This window comes from Mesorhizobium sp. M7A.F.Ca.US.008.03.1.1, from assembly GCF_003997495.1.
Classification (GTDB): domain Bacteria; phylum Pseudomonadota; class Alphaproteobacteria; order Rhizobiales; family Rhizobiaceae; genus Mesorhizobium.
In genome coordinates, this window is sequence record NZ_RZRU01000037.1 from 23,779 (window position 1) to 42,768 (window position 18,990).

Sequence of the window (18,990 nt, forward strand, 5' to 3'; positions counted from 1 at the left end):
CGCCGGGGAACCTTTCCGTCGCCGCCGCGTTTTCAGCCGTAGGCTGGGTGTGTCCTGGCCGCTTTTGGCTGACATGGTGGGAGCGGGGCATGAAATTCGCGGCGGTGCTGAACCGGGATGGCGGCACTTTGCGCACCACCGACCTCACTGCTTTCTCCGACAGGATGCATCAGACGCTGGAGGCTGCCGGTCACTCGCTCAGCATCGAGATCGTCGCCGGCAAGGACGTGGTGGAAACGCTCGACAGCACGGCTTCGCGTCGCTCGGTCGACATCGTGCTGGCGGGTGGCGGCGACGGGACTATTTCCGCCGCGGCCGCCCGGCTGATGGGCACGAAGAAGGCGCTTGCCATATTGCCGGCCGGGACCATGAACCTGTTCGCACGCGGGTTGGGCATTCCGCAGTCGCTCGACGGGGCGCTGAAATCCTTCGCCAACGGCGAAATCATCGCGGTCGACGTGGCGACGGCCAATGGCCAGCCTTTCGTGCATCAGTTCTCGATCGGCATGCATGCGAAGATGGTGCAACTGCGCCAGAAGATGGAGTTCGGTTCGCGGTTGGGAAAGATCCGCGCCTCGGCCAAGGCGGCTTGGGCGACGATCAACAATCCACCTGCGATGAATGTGACGCTCAGCATCGGCGATGCCGAAATGGCGGCACGCATCACCGGCATCGGCATCACCAACAATTTGTTCGGGGAAGGCCATTTGCCCTACGCCGACAATCCGGCGGGCGGCGTGCTTGGTGTCTATGTCACGGTGGCGAAGCAACGCGCCGAACTGGTCAAATTCTTCTTCAACATGGCGCGCGGCAAATGGCGCGACAACGAACATGTCGAAATTCACCAGACGAACAGAACGGTGCTGAAAATCCATTCGAGCAACCGCAAGTTCCGCGCCGTCATGGACGGCGAACTGGTCAGGCTAGACCCTGAAACGGTAATCGAAATCCAGCCTGGCGCGCTGAATGTACTGGTGCCGGCGAGCGCGGCTCAATCGAGAGCCGCCTGATGCGGCGCGTTGCAACGAACAAACCGGCTTTAACCAGCAGGGGCCTGCTGGTTGGTGTTGGGTGTGGGGACATGCTGTTCATCGCTGGTTGGCGCCTTGATCAACACACCATAGATCTCGGCAATGCCCCACGCAGCAAACACCAGAAGCAATGCGGCAATCAGGATTCGAAATCCATGCCAGCCCCATCGTCCCTGCCGCGCCTTGTTTTCTGGAATGATCTTGGCCATGCTCGATCCCTGTCTCATTCTGCACCAACTGGCGCGCTTGGCGAATCATTGTCGGGTAACGGTTCCTCGCTAGGATGGTTCCGGAAAAGCGCGCTGGCCTTGCACCAGTGCAAGCATGCGGCGGCGAAGACCGGGACGAGGCAATTGGGGTGACTGGCAAGACGCAAACAGCACCCGATCTGCCGGCTAAAATAGCGCGCGCAGTCAAGGATGTCGACCGGCTGGCCGTGCTGCACGGGTTGGAGATGCTGGATACGGCGCCCGACCCTGATTTCGACCGGGTCAGCAGCCTTGCGGCGGCGGTGATGCAGGTGCCGATGGCCATGGTCACACTTGTCGACCTCGAACGGCAGTGGTTCAAATCCTGCTTCGGCCTGGACGAGACCGAAACCGCGACCGACGTCTCGTTCTGCGCCCATGCGATTGCCGCCGGCGACGAGCCCATGGTGGTCATGGATGCAACGGCGGACCCCCGTTTCAAGACCAACCCGCTGGTCACCGGAAAGCACCATGTCCGCTTCTATGCCGGCGCGCCGATGATCGTGGCAGGTGCCCGCATCGGCACGCTGTGCGTGCTCGACCGCGAGCCGCATGGTTTTCCATCCCGCGCCGAGCTCGACCAGTTGAAGGCGCTCGCCGGCCTCGCCGCCAGCCTGTTCACCCTCAAGGACGCAACCCGCAGCGGCGCGATCGCCGAGGCCGCACTGGTGCGCGAGGAAAAACGACGTGCCATCGCACTCGATGCGGCGTCGCTCGCCAGCTGGGCATGGGACATCCGCACCGACATCATCGAATGCGACACCTTGCTGTCGGAGCTGTTCAACTTGCCGCGCTCGAACCGGCTGCGGGCGCGTGACATCCTCACCGCCATCGATCCGCGTGACGTCTACCAGACCGAAACCCGCTTTCGCGACGCCTTGACCGGCAGCGACGACTATTTCGGCGAATACCGGGTGAAGGGCTTTCATCCACCGCGCTGGCTCGCCACGCGCGGCCGTGTCATCGAGCGTGACGGCGACGGCAAGCCGACGTTGATCTTCGGCGTCAACTACGACATCTCCGAGCGCAAGCTCGGCGATGAACGGCAACGGCTGCTGCTGCGTGAGCTTAACCATCGCGTCAAGAACACTTTGGCGACCGTCCAGGCGCTGGCAACCCAGACCGTGCGTCATGCCCGCCAGCCAAGCCAGTTCCTCGAGGCCTTCGGCGCCAGGCTTCAGGCCTTGGGCATCGCCCACAATCTGTTGTCGGACCGCGAGTGGCGTGGCATCGGCATCAGTGAACTCGTCCAGATCGAGGTCAAACCTTTCGAAACGGCCGAGCAGCCGCGTATGACCATCTCCGGCGACGACCTGCTGCTGTCGCCCGACCAGGCCGTCGGGCTTGGCCTGATCCTGCATGAACTCGCCAGCAACGCGCTGAAATATGGCTCGCTGTCAGTGCCGTCAGGGAGGGTCGACCTCGGCTGGAGGACGCAAGGCAGGAGGGATGTCCGGCGCCTTGTGCTGACCTGGCGCGAAAGCGGCGGACCGCGCGTCGCTCCGCCGGATCGGCACGGCTTCGGCTCGATCCTCATTCGCCGCAGCTTGGCCAAGGTCATTTCCAGCGAAGTGACCCATGAATTCCGGCCGGAAGGCGTGTTTGCCGAAATATCGATGCCCCTGGAAGATCTGTCGAAGTGACCTCCCGACAGCTCTATCTCCGCTCGCTCTCATCCGGATCGTCGGATTTCACATTCTCGCGGTAGATGGCGTAGGCCGCGAGCGCCACGGCCGGCCCCAGAACGACGCCGAGACCGCCTTTTCCCTTGAGCAGGCTCGGCAGTACGGCGAGTGCGGCGGTGATGCCGATCGCCTTCATGTCGGCATTGCGGCGCTGCGCCCGGCGCCGGGCGCGCGAACCTGCGGATATCCGGTAGATCAGCACGATAAGTCCGGCGAGCACCAGGAAACCGGCACCAAATCCCAGCGCGGCGGCGAGCGACCCGTAGCGCATCGCCGTCCAGATATAGGCGGCCCCGACCAGAAAGCCGAGACCGCAAAGTGCGGCGGACATGGCGATCACATAGACGAGTGCCGCCGTGCGAGCCCGGTGTATGGCGGCCGCGGTCTCCCCCGAGGCGAGACCCGAGATCAGGGTTGCCAACATTCCCATCCGGAGTGCGACTAGCGACGCGCGATGAGCGCGAAAAGGAAGCCGACGCCGGCGGCGATCGCCAGTGACGTCACCGGCTTTTCCCGCACGCTCGCCATCATCTGCGCTTCGATGTCCTTGGCATTGCTGCGCAGGCTGTCAAAGGCTGCTTCGCCCTGCGCACGCAACTGCTCGACCCCTTCCGTGGCTGCGCGGCGCGCGGTGCCATAGCCATGCTCGCCGGTCTTGGCCAGTTGTTTGGTGAGCTTGTCGATGTCGGCCTTCAACTGCCTGATATCGGCTTCCAGGTCCGCATTTGCACGGGCGTCGGTTGCGGTCTTTCCTGCGGCAGTGGCCATGGCTTAACTCCTTGTGATTGCTTGGTTTCAAACGCGCTGCGCGCCTCAAGGTTCCGGCATTGGGGACAAAGTAGCCGAAAACGTATCGGCGCGCACCCGGTCCGCGGGCCTCGGCAAAAAAGCGCTTCCTCAGATTAATGGCCGGCGCGCTTCACCCAGCCCTTCCCAGCCGGCGAGCCGCTTGAGCCCTTCATTGTCGGAGACCGTGCAGCCGCCGTCGCGCCAGACGATCAGCTCGCGATCCATCAGCTTGCGGATCGTCTTGTTGGTGTGAACCAGCGACAGGCCGAGCGTATCGGCAATATGCTGCTGCGTGATCGGTATCTGGACGGATTGATTGCCATTCAGTCCGACGACCTTGGCGCGGCTGCCGATGAAGGCGATGAGATAGGCAGCGCGCTCGATCGCACTGCGGCGCCCGAGGCTGAGCAGATTCTCGTCCAGCATCCGCTCTTCGCGCGATGCGATCCAGGTGATGTCGTAGGCCAGCCCCGGATGATTGCGGTACAGCTCATGCAGATATTCGCGCTCGAAAACACACAGCAGCATCGGTGACAGTGCCTCGACGGAATGCTGCATCTCGCCCATCACACTGCCTTGCAGGCCGATCAGATCGCCGGGCATGAGATAGTTGAGGATCTGGCGGCGGCCGTCCTGTAGCAGCTTGTAGCGAAACGCCCAGCCGGAGAGCACAGTGTAGAGATGGGCGCTATGGCTTCCCTCCACCAACACCGTGGCGCCCTTGTCGACCGTGAGTTCGCCCTTCTTGAATTTGCTGACGAACGCCAGTTCCTGTCTTTCGAAGTCGCGGAAAATTGGCAACGGCCGCAATGGGCAGTTCTCGCAAGGATATTGGCGGTTGGAAAAAGCGCTATTGATCTGGACTGACATTTCGACCCCCCTTCGAAAGCCCGCTCTTGGAGAGCCGCGTTTCAACGCGTTGCAAGGGTTGAGGTTCCGCCCGCTGGCCACATGTCTTTTTTAAATGACAGCAAGCCAATTAGCGATCATGACTCCGGCGTTTCAAGGAGTCTTTGCCTGTGCCCACATTGCTTAACGGATTGCGGATTCTCGTCCTGGAGGACGAATTTCTCATCGCCATGGATGTCGAGCAGCTTTGCCGCGACCATGGCGCCGATGAGGTGGTGATCGCCCGTGACCTGACCGAGGTCGATGGCCGGGAGGTCGCCACGCGATTCGATGCAGCCATTGTCGACTTGATGCTGGGCGGCGCCTCGACGATCGATTTCGCCTCCGGGCTGCGCGCGGCAGGCATACCTTTCGTGTTTGCGTCCGGTTATTCGGATGCCGATGAAATCAAGGCATCGTTTCCGGGCGTCACGCTGGTTGGCAAACCCTATTCGGGTGAAGACCTCGTGCAAGCGGTCGCCGCGGCCTGCGGACGCGCTTGAGACGCGAACGGTCAGCTCGCCGGCGAGCCTGTTACCTGGGCCGAAATCGCGTCCGGACCATACTCGTCCTCGCCTGATATTTTCAGGATCTCCTGCAAGCGCGTACGCGCTCGGCTGACGCGGCTCTTGATCGTCCCGACGGCGCAGCCGCAGATCTCCGCAGCCTCCTCGTAGGAGAAACCAGATGCGCCGATGAGGATGATGGCTTCGCGTTGGTCCTCCGGCAATTGCTCCAGCGCCCCACGAAAATCTTTCAGGTCGAGCTGGCCGTGCTGGGCCGGATGAACGGCAAGCCTGGCCGTCATGATGCCGTCGCTGTCCTGCACTTCGCGCCCGCGCTTGCGCATCTGCGAATAGAACTCGTTGCGCAGAATGGTGAAAAGCCACGCTTTGAGATTGGTGCCGGGCTGGAAGCTCTCATGCTTGTCCCAAGCCTTGACGAGCGTTTCCTGGACAAGGTCATCGGCTTTATCGGCATTTTGCGTCAGCGACACGGCGAACGCGCGCAGACTTGGGATTGCCCCAAGCAGATCAGTCTTGAAGCCTTGTGAGACCGCGGCCATGCCTCAGTCCTTCTTCTGTGCGGGTTCAGCCTGTTCCAATTGGCTAAGCAACTTGGAAAAGCGATCCGGCACATCGTCGGAGACCAGCGCGTCGTAATATTGTTTGAGTTTGCGTCCGATTTCGGAGTTCGGCCCGAGCGCGTCACCGGAGCCGTTCCGGCGCCTGCTCTCGGCGCCAGCCAGAATATCTTTCGTCATATCCTTCATTTTGCCCTTGTATTCCCAGCGCTCAAGGCCGCTCTTATCATACTCGACACAACGCAAGCGGCGCCCTCGTCTGGTTGCCCATCCCGACCACAAACGCCCGTTCACGGCATTTGTTCCGTCGAGGCGGAACTTTTTCAAAAAATCCGCGTTATCGTCAGGGCTCGCATTCAGCTTGCTATGCAATCACGTCATTCTGAGGGAGACGTCTTACCATGAGCTTATCCGCAACCATCGCACCACATCTGCCCTTCCTGCGCCGCTTCTCGCGAGCTGTTTCCGGGTCGCAAGAGAGTGGTGATGCGCTGGTAGCCGCGATGCTCGAAGCCATCATCGCCGATATCGAGATATTTCCCGAAGCATCGAGCGACCGCATCGCGCTGTACAAGGTTTTCGCCAAACTGTTCACATCGGTCGCCATCCGTGTTCCACAGGAGCAGGCGCAATCGGCCTGGGAACAGCGCACCGCCGCCAATTTGAATGCGATTGCGCCGCGGCCCCGTCAGGCCTTCCTGCTCGTGGCGGTCGAAGGCTTCAGCGAGGACGAAGCGGCTGAGATCCTCGACGTCGGCGACCAGGAGTTTTCAGAGCTGCTTGCCCAGGCGAGCAACGAGATATCCCGTCAGGTGGCAACCGACGTCCTGATCATCGAGGATGAACCGTTGATCGCCATGGATATCGAAGAAATGGTGGAGAGCCTCGGGCACCGCGTCGTTGGAACGGCGCGCACGCATGCCGAGGCAGTGATGATGTTCGGCAAGACGCGGCCGAAGATGGTGCTGGCCGACATCCAGCTTGCCGACGGCAGTTCCGGCATCGAGGCCGTGAACGAGATCCTGTCATCGACTTCGGTGCCGGTCATCTTCATCACCGCCTTCCCCGAGCGCCTGCTGACTGGCGAACGGCCGGAACCGGCCTTCCTGGTCACCAAGCCGTTCAATCCCGACATGGTCAAGGCGCTGATCAGCCAGGCACTGTTCTTTGACCGGCAGGCGAAGGCGGCCGCATAGGCAGGATGGGGAGTGGAGGGTTCGAAGAATTGCGCGTCCGGTTGCCGAACGAATTGCAAGCACGGTCTTTTTCGGCAAAGGGTGGGAACAAACTACAACCACCCGCGTTTTCATCGCACCATTCGAAGGAGATGGATCATGCTTTACTGGGCGCTCGTATTTCTCGTCGTTGCAATCATCGCCGGCGCGCTTGGTTTCGGCGGTATCGCGGGTACATCTGCCGGCATAGCGCAGATATTGTTTTTCATCTTCCTGGCTTTCCTGGTCATTTCGCTTCTCGCGGGCCTGTTCAAACGGGCCTCGTAAGGACGAACGGCCGAACACTGGAAGCCGCACCCCTCAAACGGTTTCCAGCCACCGCCGGGCGGTGTCCCTCAAAAGACGCCGTCCGGCGGACCGTTTTTGGCGGCAGGTTTTCGGGAAACCTCTTTGGAACCCATTCAACGGTGAGCCGTTCAGCCTGAATTGGGGTGGACAGTTTGGCCGATGGGTTCCAGGACCGGAAATAGGAAAGACGCCGTGCAAAGCGATGAAGTCATCGCCCTCCATCCTGCCGAAAGCGGCATGCAGCTCGGCCGTGCCCTTCTTCACGCATTGCACAATGCGGGCATTTCCGTTCTCTACCAGGATCGCGAGATGAAAACCGTATGGGCGCGCAACATGCGTGCGCCCTGGGTTTCGGACACCGCCGACAGCATCGGCATCCTGCCCCAGGCGCAGGCCGACCGCATCGGCACAGCCAAGCGCGACGTCATCGCATCCGGCAACCCCCAACGTCTTGAGATCAGCGTTCCTGTCGAGGATGGCAGTCGCTGGTTCGAGGTCTGGATCGATGCCGACCACGGCGACGGCGGCACTGTGCAGGGTGTCGTCACCACGATGGTCGAGACGACCGAGCAGAAGCGCCGTGAGCAGACCCTGACGACGCTGTTGCGGGAAGTGAGCCATCGCTCGAAAAACCTGCTGGCGATCATCCAGAGCATAGCCACCCAGACCGGTCGCTACTCCGACAGCATCGGCGATTTCCTGACACGCTTTCGCGGCCGGCTGCAATCGCTGGCCTCGTCCCAGGATCTCGTGACCTCTTCCAACTGGCGGGGTGCGGCGCTTCGCGAACTCGTATCGGGCCAGGTTGGGCGCTATGGCGGCGATCCGGTTCGCAGCCTGAGGTTTCAGGGGGCAAACCCATATCTCAATCCCAACGCTACACTGCACATCGGCCTTGCGATGCATGAACTCGCCGTCAATTCGGTGAGTTACGGCGCCCTGTCGCGGCCCGGCGGATTCGTCAATGTTACAGCCAACCTGACCGCCGCCGACACGGGAACCTCCCTGTCGCTGACATGGGCCGAGGCAATCGGAGCCAGTGATGTCAGGCTTAGCGAAAAGCGCTTCGGCAGCGTCGCACTCGAACGGGTCGTGCCGGCATCACTGAACGGAACGGCGACGCTCGAAATCGCGGCTGGACGCCTCGAGTATCGCCTCGTCGTTCCGCACGGCAATTTCGAGACGGATTGAGCGCACCCGCACCAGGTTCTTAACCCGCTGTTCACCATAAAAGCCGATGCTGTATTTCCCAGATACCACTGGAACCTGTTGCATCTTCGAACATTTCCGCAGCAGGATTTGCAGCGTGGTGCGGGAGGAATGCCTTGACGGTTGCCGACATGAACAGACTGGAGCAGGCCGCCCGGATTTCCATGGGCGAGTTTGAGGACTCCGAGGCTTCCGCGCCACCGCTGGCTCCTGTTCCTCCTGCTTCGTCGCGCCTTGTCGCTCTGGGTCTGGCCGCGGTTGTCGTCGCGGTCGTCTTCTTCCAGCTGGTTTACTGACTTCCGCACCACCTGCGGCCCCTCGGTCGCTCCCAATTCGCTGGTAGGTCTTGCAGTGCAGGAACTTTGCGGAATGTGGACCGTTACTGTGGCGAGAGGACGTTTTCGCCATGGAACACATCGCCGCATTGCTGCTGGTCATCGGCTGCTCGAACACGATAGCCGATTGCCGTGAGATTCATGTCCCCGTCAGTGTTTTCGAAACCGCCGAGCAATGTGTCGCCGAACGTCCGTTCGCCATGGGCGACGCGCAGGGGCAGGCCGAACACATCGTCGCCAAATGCCTTGCGGTGGACCCGGCGCTCGAAGACGACTACGACCAGGTGGTGTGGAAGGTCGGCCGGGACGGCAGTATCGACGCATCCCCGGAGATTTCAAATACCGTGGTTGCGTCAAACATGACGCGCCCCGAAAAAGACTATCTTAGCCAACAATAAATTCGAGCAGGCAACGGGCGCCATTTCATGCTAAATGGCTGTTGGAGCTTACCAAAGTGTGGACACAAAGTGAGGAGTGACTCTATGCGGAAGATGATTATTGCCATGGTTGCGGTGGCTGCGCTCAGCGGCTGCACCTCGACCGAGCAGGACGTCGTCGGCGGCGGCCTGATCGGCGCCGGTGTCGGCGGCTTGGTCGGTGGCGGCAAGGGCGCGCTGATCGGTGCGGCTGTCGGTGCCGGCTCTGGTTTGTTGTACCGTAACGTGCAAACTGGTCGCTGCAAGTATCGTCGCGCTGACGGTACGATCCACTGGGCCCGCTGCAACTGACCCGATAATCTAAGGGAAGCGGAGACCGCAACCGGCTCCGCTTCCCCTTCCTTTAAAGTTCAGGTCGCCGGTTCGCCTGCCGCCATGCTTGGCATAGTCTCTGAACGGCTTCCTGTCCTTCAAGCAGTCAACGGTATCTTGATCTCCACCTTCAGCCCGTCGGCCTGAAAATCGCGCTTGATCGTGCCGCGCAGCTCGCGCGTGACATTGAGGTCGATCAGCTTGGTGCCGAATCCGGTCTCGGCCGGCGCCTCGACTTTCTTTTTTCCGGTCTCCCGCCAGTTCAGCGCCAGCGTCCGCTCGCGCCCACGCCCTTCCACAGACCAGTCCACTTTGAGCGCCCAGTCGCTCCTGAGCGAATTGGCGGAATTGCCGGCCTCGCCGTATTTTAGCGCATTGGTTGCCAGCTCATGGAAGGTCAGGCCGAGCGCCTGCGTCGTGGTTTCGTCGAGCAGCACCTGCGGTCCCGACAACAGCTCATCGGGTAGCTCCTTTCCGAACACCTGACCCAGCTCGATGCGCAGGAGATCGCCAAGATCGGCCTTCTGCCAGCGCGAGCGCGTCAACATGTCCTGGGACGCCGCCATCGCCTGCAGCCTGGCCGAGAAGGACGCGGAAAACTCGTTGACGTCGGTAGCCCGCGATGCCGTCTGGCGCGCGATAGCCAGCACCCTGGTGATCGAATTCTTGATGCGATGCTTCATCTCCTGCAGCATCAGGTCTTTTTCGATCAGGCTCTTTTCCGTCGTTTCGTGCAATCGCGACGCTGCCTCATAGGCCCGCTCCTGATAGCGCGCCACCAGCGCGATGGCACCCGCCAACAGCAGGCCGAACAGCCCCAGCATCACCGGAATAGCGCGCGACGACGGCTGCGAGAAGGCGCTTGTCGGCCGGAACAGGACAGTCCATGACCGTCCGGCCACGATGATCTTTCGGGTGACCAGCAGCCTGTCGCCGAAAGTGGAAGCCGGCGGCGTCTCCGACCGGAACAACAGATTGTCGCCGTTCACGGCACCATCGCCATCATAGATTTCGGTGTTGACCGGCAGCAGCGGCGACCGGCTGAGCGCGGTCTGGAACAGATCGCGAGCCCGAAAGGCAGCATAGAGAAAACCGGCCGTCGAGGATCTCGAAGCATTGATGACGTCGGGAGCGGTTTCGACATTGAGCCGCACGAAAACGAAGAAGCCGGTGAACGTCTGCGCGGCGCCCGTGTCCTGGCCCAGTAGCACCAGCCCGCTGGCGTGCTGCTGGTCATCGGACATCGCCTTTTCGATCGCCACACGCCGCACCGGTTCGCTGAACATGTCGTAGCCGATGCCGGCTTGATTGGATGGATCCAGCGGTTCGAACAGCACGATAGGGGTGCGCCAGGGTTGCGTGGTATCCGGGTAGATTGGATGACTGACGCCATAATCGTGCAGCATGTCGCGTTCGACCGTCGCCTCGTCGCCCGCCTTTGCCAGCCTGAGGAAGCCGATACCGCGCAAGCCGGCGAAATTCTTGTCGACATCGAGTGCGGTGAAGAACGCCTTGAACTCATTGCGAGAAATATCGCCATTGCGGGCGTCGAACAGCGCCTGCGTCGAGCGCAGCAGCGACAGATGCAGGTCGATGCGGCTCTCGATCCGGTTGAGCGCATCGTCGGCAGTCGCCTCGAATTTGATGCGCGCGGCTTCCTGCGTGGCGAAATAGGCAAAACCTGCCATCACCATGCTGATCAGCGCGACGGCGATAAAGGCGATGATCGGGAAAAGCTTCTTCAACGGATCGTGCGGTCCCTGAGCAATGTCGGACCTTTATGGGCAAGTCGCCGTGCCAACACAATGCCAAGGCCAAGCCATCCCTACGGCTGGCATATCACGGTTCCGGCAACCGCGATCTGGCTTGATCTCAGGCCGCGATCTTCAGCGCGCCCGGTCCGGGAATGGCGCCTGGCGGGCATTTGCCCAGAATGATCATGCCCAGCACCTCGTCCTGGGTGACATCAGTGGTGCGGGCGGTGCCGACGACCTGGCCGTTCTTCATGACGCAGACCCGGTCGGCGAGCTCGAACACATCGTGGATGTCGTGGCTGATCAGGAAGATGCCGATGCCGTCGGACTTGAGTTGCTTGACCAGTTCGCCGACCTGCGCCGTTTCCTGCGGACCAAGCGCCGCCGTCGGCTCGTCCATGATCAGGATGCGGGCGTTGAACAGGATCGCACGCGCGATCGCCACCGATTGCCGCTGGCCGCCCGACAGCTTGATCACCGGCTCCTTGAAACGCTGGAACCGGGGATTGAGCCGACCCATCACCTTGCGAGCCTCGGCCTCCATGGCAACGTCGTCGAGCGTGCCCCAGGCGGTCATCAGCTCGCGGCCGAGGAACAGATTGGCGGCGGCATCGACATTGTCGGCCAAGGCCAGCGTCTGGTAGATCGTCTCAATGCCGTATTTCTTGGCGTCGCGTGGATTGGAGATGGATGCCTCCTCGCCGTTGACGAAGATCTGGCCCGAATCGCGCTTGTAGGCGCCGGACAGGATCTTGATCAATGTCGACTTGCCGGCGCCATTGTGGCCGAGCAGCGCCACGACCTCGCCGGGGAAAAGATCGATCGAGGCGTCGTCGACGGCGCGGATGCCGCCAAACGCAATGGAGATGTTCCTCATGTCGATCAGCGCGGTGGCTGCAGGGGCAGTCTTGTCAGTCATGGCATGCCCTCCTAGACGCGCTTGCGATAGACGGTGTCGAGCCATACGGCGATCACCAGGACGGCGCCGACGACGATGCTCTGCAGCGGCGAGTCGACACCAAGCAGCACCATGCCGGACTGCAGTGACTGCATCAGCAGGGCGCCGAGCATGGCGCCGATGATCGTTCCCGACCCGCCGGCTAGCGACGTGCCACCGATCACGGCGGCTGCAATGACGAGCAGCTCGTCGAGCGTTCCAAGCACATTGGTGGCCGAATTCTGCCGGGCCGAGGAGATCGCCGCGGCGATCGTGGCCAGCACGCCCATGATCATGAACACCTTCATGGTGATCCAGCGCGTGTTGATGCCGGCGAGATTGGCCGCCTCGGGATTGCCGCCGATGGCGAAGACATAGCGGCCGAAACGGGTGCGGTTGGTGATGAAGGTCATGACCAGCCCGACGGCGACAGCCATCAGCACCGGTATGGCGATACCGTGGGCGATGAACAGGCCGCCTTCGGGAACGGTGATGTTGTTGGCGGCCGCATATCTGTTCACGATGCCGATCGGCCAGGGGTAGGAATTGGCGAGCCAGACCGCACCCATGATGGCGCCGCAGGTGACGACACCGAGCAGCGTCTCGGCCCAGATCGGACGTAACGGAAACCGGAAACGCTTGCGCTGCACCCGCCCGTTGAACAGCCCAAACACCACGGCGAGGCAGGCGACGATCCCGACGACCCAGCTCCAGGTCGCGCCGATCGATCCTGCCGGCCCGCCGCCCATCAGCTGGAAGGTGGCGTTAAGCGGCGCCACGGTCTGGCCTGATGTGACCCACCAGGCGGCACCGCGCCAGACCAGCAGGCCGCCCAGCGTCACGATAAAGGCGGGCACTTCGAGATAGGCGATGACGAAGCCTTGAAAGGCGCCGATCAACAGCCCGAGCGCCAGGCCGATGACCAACGCCAGGACCCAGATCCATGGATTGCCGAGTTCGAGCCCGACAAAGCGCACCAGGAAATGCACCTGGGCAAATCCCATCACCATGCCGATCAGGCCCTCGGCGGAACCGACCGACAGGTCGATGTTGCGCATGACGATGACCAGCACCATGCCGCAGGCCATGATGGCAACCGCGGATGTCTGTACCGACAGGTTCCACAGATTGCGCGGCGTGAGAAAGGTTCGGCTGTCGAAATCGAGCGGGTTGACGCCGAGGCGCAGGCTGGAAATGACATGCAGCCCAATCCAGATGACCAGCAGCGCGCCGATCATGCCGAGCATGCGGGTGTCGATCTCGGTCGCCTTCAGGAACCGGGCGACGGCGCCGAGTTCCGACGCGCGCGCCGTATCGGCCTGCGGGTTGGACGTCGTATCGGTCATGATTCCTCCCACCGGCTGGCCGTCTGGCGCGCGTGCCGGAGCTCAGCCTAGAAGCTACCCGCATGATGCGGAAACACAATTCTTTGAGAAAACGCCGCGGCTTGTGGGCCGCGGCGTTCAGATATTTCGAAGTGGTCGGATCAGTTACAGGCCGCGACGGTGCCGGCGGCGACACCCGCGCAGACTTCGTCCTTCTTGATCCAGCCAGCGTCGATGACGACGTTGAGATTGTCCTTGGTGATGGCAACCGGGGTCAGGAACAGAGATTTAACGGTGTTGCCCCCCGGCGTCGTGAAGTCCTTGGCGCCGGCGATGTCGCTCGTCTTCTTGCCGTCGGCCAGTTGCGAGGCGATCTCGGCGGCATTCTTGCCGAGTTCACGCGCGTCCTTCCACACCGACACGGTTTGCGTGCCGAGGGCGATGCGGTTCAGCGCGGCGTGGTCGCCGTCCTGCCCCGAGACCGGCACGGTGCCGGCCAAACCTTGAGCCGTGAGCGCCGCGACGACGCCACCGGCAGTGCCGTCATTGGCCGCGACCACCGCGTCGACCTTGTTGTCGTTGGCGGTCAGGAACTGTTCCATGTTCTTCTGGGCGTTGGCGGGCAGCCAGCCATCCGTGTAGGCTTCGCCGACATTCTTGATCTTGCCGCTGTCGATAGCTTCCTTGAGCACTTCCATCGAGCCCGAGAACAGGAAGTCGGCATTGGGATCGGCACCGGAGCCCTTGATGAAGACGTAGTTGCCTTCCGGCTTGACCTTGAACACTTCGCGGGCCTGCATGCGGCCGACTTCCTTGTTGTCGAAGGTCAGATAGAAGACGTCCTTGTTCTCGATCAGCCGGTCATAACCGACGACCGGAATGCCTTCGTCCAGCGCCTTCTGCACCGCCGGGCCGATGGCTGAAGCATCCTGCGCCAGGATGATCAGGGAGTTGGCGCCCTGCGAGATCAGGCTTTCGACATCGGTAAGCTGCTTGCCGGGATTGGACTGCGCATCGGCGGAGATGTATTTATCGCCGGCGGCCTCGATCGCCGTCTTCATGGCCGCCTCGTCGGTCTTCCAGCGCTCTTCCTGGAAGTTGGACCACGAAACGCCGACGACCTTGTCCTTCGCCTGCGCGACAGACGCGAGCGTCAGCGACATAGCGGCACCCGCCAAAATGGCGGCTGTGAATCTTTTCATATTATCCTCCCTGCGCCGCGTTGGCGCGACCAAACTGACCCGAAGGCCGGCACAGAAGCTCTATTTTTTCGAGCCTCGAAAAAATACTGGGCCAACGCCCGAACACTGTCAACATCGATTCTGATGGATTTTGATGTCGTTTCGAATTTTTTTCGAGCCTCGGAATAAATAAATGACAGGGTGCGCGGCTTCTGCCAGTATTTACCTGCGTCACCGACAGCGTTCCATGGGCAGGAAGAACCGCGGCGACCGGGAGGATATGAAAAAGCATGTCGGTCGGAATCCGCCACGACGATTTGCGCCGCCGCAACCGCGCGATGGTGATCGCGGCGGTGCGCCACGCCGGACAGCCGTCGCGCACCGAGATCGCCGCGACCACAAGCCTCAGCCATTCGACCATCTCCGCGATCTCATCCGACCTGATCGTCGAAGGCATCCTGACCGAAAGCAAGCCGAGTGAGGCCGGCTCGCTCAAACGCGGCCGGCCGCAGGTCGGCCTCAGCCTCAATCCGGAAGCGGCCGCGGTAATGACCGTGGTGCTGTCGCTGAACTTCCTCTCCGTCGCCGTCATCGACTATGCCGGCCAGGTAATATCCGAGGAACAGCGCCGGCTGGACACGCTGACGATGGCGCGCGAGTCGCTGATCGGTGAATGCACGGCAATCGTGCGGCGCCGCCTGGACGATCCCGACCTGGACGTGCGCAGCATCGCCCGTATCGCGCTGGCCATCCAGGGCATCACCGACACCCGTTCCCGCGCCATGCTGTGGTCGCCGATCACGCCGCACACCGATATCGCCTTCGCCGACATCCTCGAAGACGCGTTCGGCATCCCCGCCACCATGGAGAACGACTGCAACATGATGGCGGTGGCGTTGCGCTGGCGCGATCCGCAGCGCTACCGCGACGACTTCATCGCCATCCTTTTGTCGCACGGCATCGGCATGGGCCTGGTGCTGAAGGGCGAATTGTTCACCGGCACCCACTCCTCGGGCGGCGAGTTCGGCCACATGATCCATCGGCCGAACGGCGCGCTCTGCCGCTGCGGACGGCGCGGCTGCGTCGAGGCCTATGCCGGCAACTATGCTATTTGGCGCAATGCAAGGCAGCTGGGCGAAGACGCTGAACCTGTGGCTGATGTCAGCGACGCCGACATGCGCGCGCTGGCGACCGCGGCCCGCGAAAGGGATGGCCCCGAACGGGAAGCCTATCGCAAGGCCGGCGAAGCGCTCGGCTACGGTCTCGGCAGCCTGTTCGCGCTGATCGATCCGGCGCCCGTTGCCATGGTCGGCGTCAGCGCCGCCGCCTTCGACCTGATCGAGCCGGCACTGCGCGAGGCGATTGTCCAGACCGCCGGCGGCCAGCACTCAAAATCGATTTCCTTCGACACAGAGCCGAACGAACTGCCACTGATCCGCGAAGGCTGCGCCATGCGCGCACTGACCTTCGTCGACCAGGAGATTTTCGCACCCGGCGCGCAGGCGAGATCCGGTCCCGGCGGCAAGAACGTCGCTTAACTTAATCTTCCCTGATCGCGTATCCGGCCCCACGGATCGTGCGGATGACGTCCGGCATGCGGCCATTGTTGACCGCCTTGCGCAGCCGGCCGACATGCACATCGACCGTGCGCTCGTCGATGTAGATCGTCTCGCCCCAGACATTGTCGAGCAGCTGGCTGCGCGAGAACACGCGGCCTGGATGGCGCATCATGAATTCAAGAAGGCGGAATTCCGTCGGCCCGAGCCGGATCTCGCTCTTCTTGCGATAGACACGATGCGACTCGCGATCGAGCACGATGTCGCCGACCTTGAGCACGCTGGACAGCACTTCCGGCTTGGCCCGGCGCAGCAGCGCCTTGACCCTGGCCATGAACTCCGGCGTCGAGAAAGGCTTGACCAGATAATCGTCGGCACCGGTCGACAGGCCGCGCACGCGGTCGCTTTCCTCGCCTCGCGCGGTCAGCATGATGATCGGCAGCCGCTCGGTCTCGGGACGCATTCGCAGGCGCCGACAGAGTTCGATACCGGAAACCGCCGGCACCATCCAGTCGAGCACCAGAAGGTCGGGAACGTTCTCCTGCAGCCGGATTTCGGCCTCGTCGCCGCGCGTCACCACCTCGACCTGGTAACCTTCGGATTCAAGATTGTAGCGGAGCAGCACGCCTAGCGGCTCCTCATCCTCCACCACCATGATGCGTGGTGCGATCATCGGCTGGTCACCCCTGTCATGCCGCTGGCGCGGACATTGCCGTCTCGTCCTGCTTCGGACGATTGGCTGGCAACTGCGTGCCGGTCAAAACATAATAGGCATTCTCGGCGATGTTGGTCACGTGATCGCCGATCCGCTCGAGGTTCTTGGCGCAGAACAACAGGTGCGTGCACGCCGTGATGTTGCGGGGATCTTCCATCATGTAGGTCAGCAGCTCGCGGAACACCGAGGTGTATTTGACGTCGATGCGTTCGTCATTGTTTCTGAGCGTGGCAAGCGCTGCCGGGTCAGCGGCGGCATACTCGTCGACGACCCCCTGCACCTGGATCAGCACCAGCTGCGCCATCCCGTCGATCGAATGCGACAGGTCGTGCGGCGTGACGCTCAGCCCGACAGTGCCGACGCGCTTGGCGATGTTCTTGGCAAGATCACCGATGCGCTCGAGGTCGCCGGCCATGCGGATCGAACCGACCACCGCACGCAGATCGTTGGCCATTGGCTGGCGCTTGGCGATCAGCGTGATGGCGCGATCGTCCAGCTCGCGCTGGCGTGCATCCATGATGGCGTCATCGGAAACCACCCGCTGCGCCAGCGCATTGTCCGAATTGAGCAAAGCCCTGGTCGAGCCACTGACCATCGAGCGGGCGAGATCGCCCATGTCGCGGATCAGCTGGCTGATCTGCTCCAGATCCTCATCGAAAGATGCGACGGTATGTTCACCCATGATCTTCGTCCCTCATATGCCTGAGCTCAGCCGAACCGGCCGGTGATGTAGTCCTGGGTGCGTTTGTCGTCGGGGGTGGTGAACATCTTGTCGGTGGCGCCCTCCTCGACCAGATAGCCTAGATGGAACATCGCTGTCCGCTGCGACACGCGCGCCGCCTGCTGCATCGAATGGGTGACGATGACGATCGTATAGTTTTGACGCAGTTCGTCGATCAGTTCCTCGACGCGAGCGGTGGCGATCGGGTCGAGCGCCGAACACGGTTCGTCCATCAGGATCACCTCGGGTGACACGGCGATGGCGCGTGCAATGCACAGACGCTGCTGCTGGCCACCGGAAAGACCCGTGCCAGGTTCCTGCAAACGGTCCTTGACCTCGTTCCAGATTGCCGCCTTCTTCAGGCTCGATTCGACGATCTGATCCATGTCGGCTTTGCGCTTGGCCAATCCATGGATGCGCGGACCATAGGCGACGTTCTCGTAGATCGACTTTGGGAACGGATTGGGTTTCTGGAACACCATGCCGACGCGCGCCCTGAGTTCGACGACATCGATGTTCTTGTCGTAGATGTCTTCTTCGTCGAGGGTTATCTTGCCGGTTACCCGTGCTGAATCGATGGTGTCGTTCATGCGGTTGAGGCAGCGCAGGAAGGTGGACTTGCCGCAGCCCGAGGGGCCGATCAGCGCCGTCACCTGATTCAGGCGGACGTCGAGATCGACATCGAACAGCGCCTGCTTCTCGCCGTAGAACACGCCGACCTTGTCGCCGCGCATTTTGATCACTTCGTTCGACTTCATCTTGTCGCCCACTGCGTTTTCAAGGGACTGTTCGGTCATGATGTTCATACCAAAATGCCTTTTTTCTACCAGCGCCGCTCGAACCGACGCCGAAGCACGATCGCGGTGATGTTCATGGCCATGAGGAAGACGAGCAGGATAATGATGGCGCCGGACATACGCTCGACGAACGCCCGTTCGGCCTCGTTCGCCCACATATAGATCTGCACCGGCAGCGCGGTGGCCGGATCGAAAGGCGTCGTCGGTGGATCGGCGACGAAGGCGACCATGCCGATCAAGAGCAGCGGCGCGGTTTCGCCGAGCGCACGCGCAAGACCGATGATGGTGCCGGTGAGGATGCCGGGCGCGGCAAGCGGCAGGATGTGCTGGAACACCATCTGCATCTTGGAGGCGCCAAGACCGAGGGCTGCCGAGCGGATCGACGGCGGCACCGCGGCAAGCGCGGCGCGCGTCGCGATGATGATCGTCGGCAGCGTCATCAGCGTCAGCACCAGGCCGCCGA

General features: G+C 62.0%; 24 protein-coding genes. 10 read left to right on the forward strand and 14 right to left on the reverse strand.

Going from position 1 to position 18,990, the window contains the following annotated elements:
- The first annotated feature begins 89 nt into the window (after positions 1–89).
- Complete coding sequence (locus EOA16_RS30950; protein WP_127261527.1) at positions 90–1,010, forward strand: diacylglycerol kinase family protein; 921 nt, start codon at positions 90–92, stop codon at positions 1,008–1,010.
- 29 nt (positions 1,011–1,039) lie between these two features.
- Here the strand turns inward: EOA16_RS30950 and EOA16_RS30955 are convergent, their stop codons facing one another.
- The gene (locus tag EOA16_RS30955) at positions 1,040–1,240 is read right to left on the reverse strand and encodes a hypothetical protein (protein ID WP_127261528.1); all 201 of its coding nucleotides are present in this window, start codon (positions 1,238–1,240) and stop codon (positions 1,040–1,042) included.
- A 149-nt stretch (positions 1,241–1,389) separates the two neighbouring features.
- Between EOA16_RS30955 and EOA16_RS30960 the strand changes: the two genes are divergently transcribed.
- Complete coding sequence (locus tag EOA16_RS30960) at positions 1,390–2,922, forward strand: HWE histidine kinase domain-containing protein (protein ID WP_127261529.1); 1,533 nt, start codon at positions 1,390–1,392, stop codon at positions 2,920–2,922.
- A gap of 13 nt (positions 2,923–2,935) precedes the next feature.
- Here the strand turns inward: EOA16_RS30960 and EOA16_RS30965 are convergent, their stop codons facing one another.
- The 3 genes from EOA16_RS30965 to EOA16_RS30975 form a co-directional block, all read right to left on the reverse strand.
- The gene (locus tag EOA16_RS30965) at positions 2,936–3,394 is read right to left on the reverse strand and encodes a hypothetical protein (RefSeq protein ID WP_127261530.1); all 459 of its coding nucleotides are present in this window, start codon (positions 3,392–3,394) and stop codon (positions 2,936–2,938) included.
- Positions 3,395–3,405: 11 nt separating this feature from the next.
- Positions 3,406–3,732 (reverse strand): DUF883 family protein, encoded by a 327-nt coding sequence (locus EOA16_RS30970; protein ID WP_013529287.1) that lies wholly within the window; start codon positions 3,730–3,732, stop codon positions 3,406–3,408.
- Between the two features lie 129 nt (positions 3,733–3,861).
- On the reverse strand, positions 3,862–4,623 hold the full coding sequence (locus EOA16_RS30975; RefSeq protein WP_127261531.1) for a Crp/Fnr family transcriptional regulator: 762 nt from the start codon (positions 4,621–4,623) through the stop codon (positions 3,862–3,864).
- A 149-nt stretch (positions 4,624–4,772) separates the two neighbouring features.
- On the opposite strand from EOA16_RS30975, the gene EOA16_RS30980 reads away from it, so the two are divergent.
- Entirely contained in the window at positions 4,773–5,144 is a 372-nt protein-coding gene (locus EOA16_RS30980; RefSeq protein WP_127261532.1) for a response regulator, read from the forward strand.
- An 11-nt stretch (positions 5,145–5,155) separates the two neighbouring features.
- Here the strand turns inward: EOA16_RS30980 and EOA16_RS30985 are convergent, their stop codons facing one another.
- Both EOA16_RS30985 and EOA16_RS30990 read right to left on the reverse strand, forming a co-directional pair.
- Complete coding sequence (locus tag EOA16_RS30985; protein WP_027037058.1) at positions 5,156–5,707, reverse strand: sigma-70 family RNA polymerase sigma factor; 552 nt, start codon at positions 5,705–5,707, stop codon at positions 5,156–5,158.
- A 3-nt stretch (positions 5,708–5,710) separates the two neighbouring features.
- Entirely contained in the window at positions 5,711–5,914 is a 204-nt protein-coding gene (locus EOA16_RS30990) for a NepR family anti-sigma factor (protein WP_164754446.1), read from the reverse strand.
- 212 nt (positions 5,915–6,126) lie between these two features.
- Here EOA16_RS30990 and EOA16_RS30995 point away from each other — a divergent pair, with 212 nt between their 5' ends.
- The 6 genes from EOA16_RS30995 (at position 6,127) to EOA16_RS31020 (ending at position 9,520) form a co-directional block, all read left to right on the forward strand.
- Complete coding sequence (locus EOA16_RS30995; RefSeq protein ID WP_023810997.1) at positions 6,127–6,921, forward strand: response regulator; 795 nt, start codon at positions 6,127–6,129, stop codon at positions 6,919–6,921.
- 138 nt (positions 6,922–7,059) lie between these two features.
- Complete coding sequence (locus EOA16_RS31000) at positions 7,060–7,227, forward strand: DUF1328 domain-containing protein (RefSeq protein ID WP_013529282.1); 168 nt, start codon at positions 7,060–7,062, stop codon at positions 7,225–7,227.
- A 180-nt stretch (positions 7,228–7,407) separates the two neighbouring features.
- Positions 7,408–8,439 carry a sensor histidine kinase gene (locus tag EOA16_RS31005; RefSeq protein WP_164754444.1) on the forward strand — a complete coding sequence of 344 codons (1,032 nt, stop codon included), beginning with the start codon at positions 7,408–7,410 and terminating at the stop codon, positions 8,437–8,439.
- Between the two features lie 134 nt (positions 8,440–8,573).
- A complete protein-coding gene (locus tag EOA16_RS31010; RefSeq protein ID WP_127261534.1) occupies positions 8,574–8,753 on the forward strand; it encodes a hypothetical protein in 180 nt (59 codons plus the stop codon).
- 110 nt (positions 8,754–8,863) lie between these two features.
- Positions 8,864–9,190, forward strand: coding sequence for a hypothetical protein (locus tag EOA16_RS31015; RefSeq protein ID WP_127261535.1), 327 nt, complete (start codon positions 8,864–8,866; stop codon positions 9,188–9,190).
- Positions 9,191–9,274: 84 nt separating this feature from the next.
- Entirely contained in the window at positions 9,275–9,520 is a 246-nt protein-coding gene (locus tag EOA16_RS31020; RefSeq protein ID WP_027053979.1) for a YMGG-like glycine zipper-containing protein, read from the forward strand.
- A 119-nt stretch (positions 9,521–9,639) separates the two neighbouring features.
- Here the strand turns inward: EOA16_RS31020 and EOA16_RS31025 are convergent, their stop codons facing one another.
- From EOA16_RS31025 to xylF, 4 genes are all read right to left on the reverse strand, one after another.
- On the reverse strand, positions 9,640–11,286 hold the full coding sequence (locus EOA16_RS31025; RefSeq protein ID WP_127261536.1) for a CHASE domain-containing protein: 1,647 nt from the start codon (positions 11,284–11,286) through the stop codon (positions 9,640–9,642).
- 127 nt (positions 11,287–11,413) lie between these two features.
- Positions 11,414–12,214 (reverse strand): ATP-binding cassette domain-containing protein, encoded by an 801-nt coding sequence (locus EOA16_RS31030; RefSeq protein ID WP_013529276.1) that lies wholly within the window; start codon positions 12,212–12,214, stop codon positions 11,414–11,416.
- 11 nt (positions 12,215–12,225) lie between these two features.
- Positions 12,226–13,578, reverse strand: a complete 1,353-nt coding sequence (locus EOA16_RS31035; protein WP_127261537.1) for a sugar ABC transporter permease — start codon at positions 13,576–13,578, stop codon at positions 12,226–12,228.
- Positions 13,579–13,718: 140 nt separating this feature from the next.
- The gene (gene xylF, locus EOA16_RS31040; RefSeq protein WP_013529274.1) at positions 13,719–14,759 is read right to left on the reverse strand and encodes a D-xylose ABC transporter substrate-binding protein; all 1,041 of its coding nucleotides are present in this window, start codon (positions 14,757–14,759) and stop codon (positions 13,719–13,721) included.
- A 269-nt stretch (positions 14,760–15,028) separates the two neighbouring features.
- On the opposite strand from xylF, the gene EOA16_RS31045 reads away from it, so the two are divergent.
- Positions 15,029–16,276 (forward strand): ROK family protein, encoded by a 1,248-nt coding sequence (locus EOA16_RS31045; RefSeq protein WP_127261538.1) that lies wholly within the window; start codon positions 15,029–15,031, stop codon positions 16,274–16,276.
- 1 nt (position 16,277) lies between these two features.
- On the opposite strand, the gene phoB is transcribed toward EOA16_RS31045, so the two are convergent.
- From phoB to EOA16_RS31065, 4 genes are all read right to left on the reverse strand, one after another.
- The gene (phoB, locus tag EOA16_RS31050) at positions 16,278–16,967 is read right to left on the reverse strand and encodes a phosphate regulon transcriptional regulator PhoB (RefSeq protein WP_010911896.1); all 690 of its coding nucleotides are present in this window, start codon (positions 16,965–16,967) and stop codon (positions 16,278–16,280) included.
- Between the two features lie 16 nt (positions 16,968–16,983).
- Positions 16,984–17,691: a phosphate signaling complex protein PhoU gene (gene phoU, locus EOA16_RS31055; protein ID WP_127261539.1), complete on the reverse strand. Its 708-nt coding sequence runs from the start codon at positions 17,689–17,691 to the stop codon at positions 16,984–16,986.
- A gap of 26 nt (positions 17,692–17,717) precedes the next feature.
- The gene (gene pstB / locus EOA16_RS31060; protein WP_013529271.1) at positions 17,718–18,536 is read right to left on the reverse strand and encodes a phosphate ABC transporter ATP-binding protein PstB; all 819 of its coding nucleotides are present in this window, start codon (positions 18,534–18,536) and stop codon (positions 17,718–17,720) included.
- A 17-nt stretch (positions 18,537–18,553) separates the two neighbouring features.
- Positions 18,554–18,990 (reverse strand): ABC transporter permease subunit (locus tag EOA16_RS31065; RefSeq protein ID WP_127261540.1); only part of this gene is annotated, 437 nt, incomplete at its 5' end.